A 3,860-nucleotide genomic window follows, 5' to 3' on the forward strand; every position below is an offset into this window, starting at 1 on the left:
TTAATCTTTGGTATTTGCTCATGAAATTCGATTACACGATTTTTATGACTTTTTCTGGAATTATGAAATGACTTCTAGTACAGCGGGGAAACGCCCATAGTATACTCTCAATCTATAGGAACTTAACAGATGAGAACACTTATTAAAAATTATATAATAGACTCTATTGTTTTTAAAAAAATTTCCAACAAATATCTTTCTCTAAATCATGCAGTTCCATGCTATGGTCAAAATGCAGAAGATATATTCCTCTCTGCTTATTTTAAAAATAAACAAAAAGGATTTTATGTCGATATTGGTGCACATCATCCTATACGTTTTTCTAATACCTATCAATTGTATCAAAAAGGATGGCGTGGTATCAATATCGACCCTCTTCCAGGCTGCATGGCGGAATTCAATAGAAAACGTCCATTAGACATCAATCTTGAAATGGGAATCGGGAAAATTCCTGGACATTATACATATTATAGTTTTGCAGAGCCAGCATATAATACAGTGAATGAGGAAAGGGCCTGTGACGTTATAAAAAATAGATACTCAACTTTGAAAAGAAAAATAGAAATTAGCATAAACTCATTGAAAAATATTTTTAATCACCATATCAATTGTCCTATCGACCTTCTAACAATAGATGTCGAAGGATTTGAGCTTGACATTTTAAGTTCTAACGATTAGGAGAAATATAGACCACAATTAATTATTATGGAATCCCTGACAACAGCAAACAATAATATTTTCTCCATTACTAATGATGACGCTATTAATTATGTTATAGATAACGGGTATTCTGTCATTGGAAAAATGCTAAATGCCGTTTTTCTAGAAAAAGTATTATAAATCTCATCCATAAGCGAGATTGTTAAATGCAAATCGCTATCTTCGCCTTCAACCGTCCCGACCTGCTCCAGCGTACCCTCACCGCTCTGGTAGCAAATGACCTGGCAAATAAAGCCTCCGTGACCTTCTTCTGTGATGGTCCCCGCCACGAAATGGACGAGCCGGGTACCCAGGCTGTGCGCGAACTGGCCAAAACAGTCCAGGGCTTTGCCACCGTAGAAGTGGTGGAACGCCCAAAGAATATGGGGTGCGCGGCCTCTATCATTGATGGCCTGACGGAGATGTTTCGTCTGCATAAACGATTGATCGTTATTGAAGACGATATCGTGACTTCCCCCCATACGCTGCGATTCCTTTCTGAAGGGCTGGCCCGCTATGCGGACAATGAACAGGTCTTTAATATCTCTGCTTGGACGCCGCCGCATATCGCCCAAAGAGCGCCTGTCGGCTATCCCTATGATGTCTATGCCATCCCGCGTTTCAACTGCTGGGGCTGGGCATCATGGCGTGACCGCTTCCAGGATATCGACTGGGACGTTAAGGATTACCAGGACTTCAAAAATTCACCGCAGTTGCGCAAGGCCTTCAATGCAGGCGGCGAGGATATGAGTCCCATGCTGGATGCTCAGATGGAAGGCAAGCTTAATGCTTGGGATATCCGCGCCGATTATGCCCGCTTCAAAAAGAATATGGTCGGCATTAATCCAGTACACTCTTATATATTCAATATTGGAATAGGAAGTGGAACGCATACGACAACAGCTACAACATATTGGGATAGTGATCTGACCAAGGCAGTTAAACATCCACGCTTTCTCGATGATGTTCGGGTCGATCCCCGAATCCACGAAATCTACCGTTCTCGTTTCAACAGTCCGAGGCTATCCTTTTCAGAACGTCTGAAAAACAAAATCAAAAAAATTTTTAAGAAAGGTTAAGTATACTCTAGAAATTAGGAAAATCTAATGCAAAGAATAAAAGAACATACTACCTATTTAATATCTTTTTTTATCATATGTATAACCATATATTCATTTTTTATAAATCCAGATAAGAATCCAGATTACCTTCTACAGTATGACGGTTTTTTTGCATTACTCTTCCCCATTTTATTTATTTGTACCATATTCATTTTTTGCCTCATCTTTTGTAAAAGCATATATAAAGACTTTATATCAGAAGTTATAACATTCTCTTCTATTATCTTTATTTCTTTTAATTTTGTAACAGTATATAATGGCAGTATAGCACAAACAGCAGAGCGTTTATTTCTACAGATCATAAATTCACATTTTACCGGTATTCAGTTTGTTGTAATTTCTAGTGCATATTCCATCATTTTACTATATTTAAAAAAATATGCACGTCTTTTAACCACAGGTATTGCCCTGGCAATATCCTTTATCGACTATGGGAAACGGTGTTTTTTCAATGATCATCTTTATATCAACGACTTTTACCTAATCAATAAAGATTTTCTTGAAGTAATCATTCCATTCACAAAAGAATATGCAGATTTTACACTTATATTTTTAATTATTTTATTTACCATATTTTGTTTTAAAAATAGTCTCCCCTCCCCTTATCCCCCCAAAAGAATCACCTCTCTGACTGTCATCGTTATATTCATAATTACCACATGTTTGAATTATATTTTCATATTCGACAAAAAAGAAAAAAATTTCTTTGTTGTTGGATATTCTTGGTACTACAATGAAACTGGATTTCTTACAGGATTTTTCAATAATGTTCTTTTTTCAATAAAAACTACGCGGCTATACGCCACAAATGAAGATATTAAAAGCGCTAAAGAATATTTATTAAGCCTGCAGCAAGAACCTTATCAAGGAGTAAGGCCGAATATCATCATTTGGCAAGAAGAATCTTATGATGATCTTCGAAAGTATCCTTCATTTAACATTCCACAAGCAGTATATACAAAGTACGATACGATTACTCACGAATCAATATATGGGTACGCTCTTAACCCTCAATATTATACCATAAATTCACAATTTGAATTTATGTCTGGATTATTTTATAAATATTTTTACCCAGAGATGGCCATATATACACAGAATAGATATCCACTCAAATTCTCAATTGGATATGCCTTACAAAAAAATGGGTATTCCACGGGTAGCCTCCATAAATATTTTCCATCAACATTCAACTCAATGGCAAAAAATGGTGAGTCCTTTTGGGGCGTAACAGATTCTTTTAAATTAAAAAACTCCTCCCAGCGATATGAAAATAGTCCTTATATCAGCAGCTTAAACTACGCCCATGAGGCCTTATCTATTATAAAAAATTACTACTTACCAAATAAAGTTCCGTTTGCCCTATTTGTTCAAACGGATCAAAATCATACACCGCACGCCTTATCAAACTTGAACAGCCAACCAAATAAGGCTTTTATTAATGGGAAGTATGATGAAGGCTTATCTGTATATGCTCATGGAATACAATCATCAAACGATGCAATATTCTTCCTAATAAGCGAGTTAAAAAAACTAAACGAACCCTTTATTTTCTTATTTTATGGAGATCATAATACCCATGCCGGAGATAAAGATCCCAAGAGTACCTTGCTAGACAAGAATACGACAACATTTTTTATTTGGTCAAATTATAAAAAAGAACATAAACTTTTAATGACATTATCTCACGCATACTTGGGGACAGAACTTTTTAAGTATATTGGTCTTCCGATGAATCGATATCAGCTATTTATGAATCAGATGCAAAAATATTGCAGAGGAATGAATTCGAATATTTCAATCGATCACAAGGGAGATGAGCTCAAAGTAGATGATAATAATTTCTTTATAAAAATGCACAAAGCGATTCAATTTGATGTAACATCGGGGAAAAATTTGTTATCAGAAACATTATCAGAAATTCCCCATTAAAAAATAATCCTATGAAAACGATCTCAGAGGACTAGAAGTCATTTCATAATTCCTTGATGACTCTTCTGAGTAAAATCATGGAAAATGCCAAATGAACAAAGGCGGTAA

Annotated in this window: 3 protein-coding genes; all 3 read left to right on the forward strand. The window is 35.6% G+C overall.

Annotated features, from left to right (window positions below):
* The first annotated feature begins 129 nt into the window (after nucleotides 1-129).
* Entirely contained in the window at nucleotides 130-678 is a 549-nt protein-coding gene (locus tag HF854_RS12135; protein WP_168936515.1) for an FkbM family methyltransferase, read from the forward strand.
* 188 nt (nucleotides 679-866) lie between these two features.
* On the forward strand, nucleotides 867-1,778 hold the full coding sequence (locus tag HF854_RS12140) for a hypothetical protein (RefSeq protein ID WP_168936516.1): 912 nt from the start codon (nucleotides 867-869) through the stop codon (nucleotides 1,776-1,778).
* 27 nt (nucleotides 1,779-1,805) lie between these two features.
* The gene (locus HF854_RS12145) at nucleotides 1,806-3,752 is read left to right on the forward strand and encodes a sulfatase-like hydrolase/transferase (RefSeq protein ID WP_168936517.1); all 1,947 of its coding nucleotides are present in this window, start codon (nucleotides 1,806-1,808) and stop codon (nucleotides 3,750-3,752) included.
* Nucleotides 3,753-3,860: the final 108 nt, after the last annotated feature.

The organism is Desulfovibrio piger (assembly GCF_012843875.1).
In the GTDB taxonomy this organism is placed as follows: domain Bacteria; phylum Desulfobacterota; class Desulfovibrionia; order Desulfovibrionales; family Desulfovibrionaceae; genus Desulfovibrio.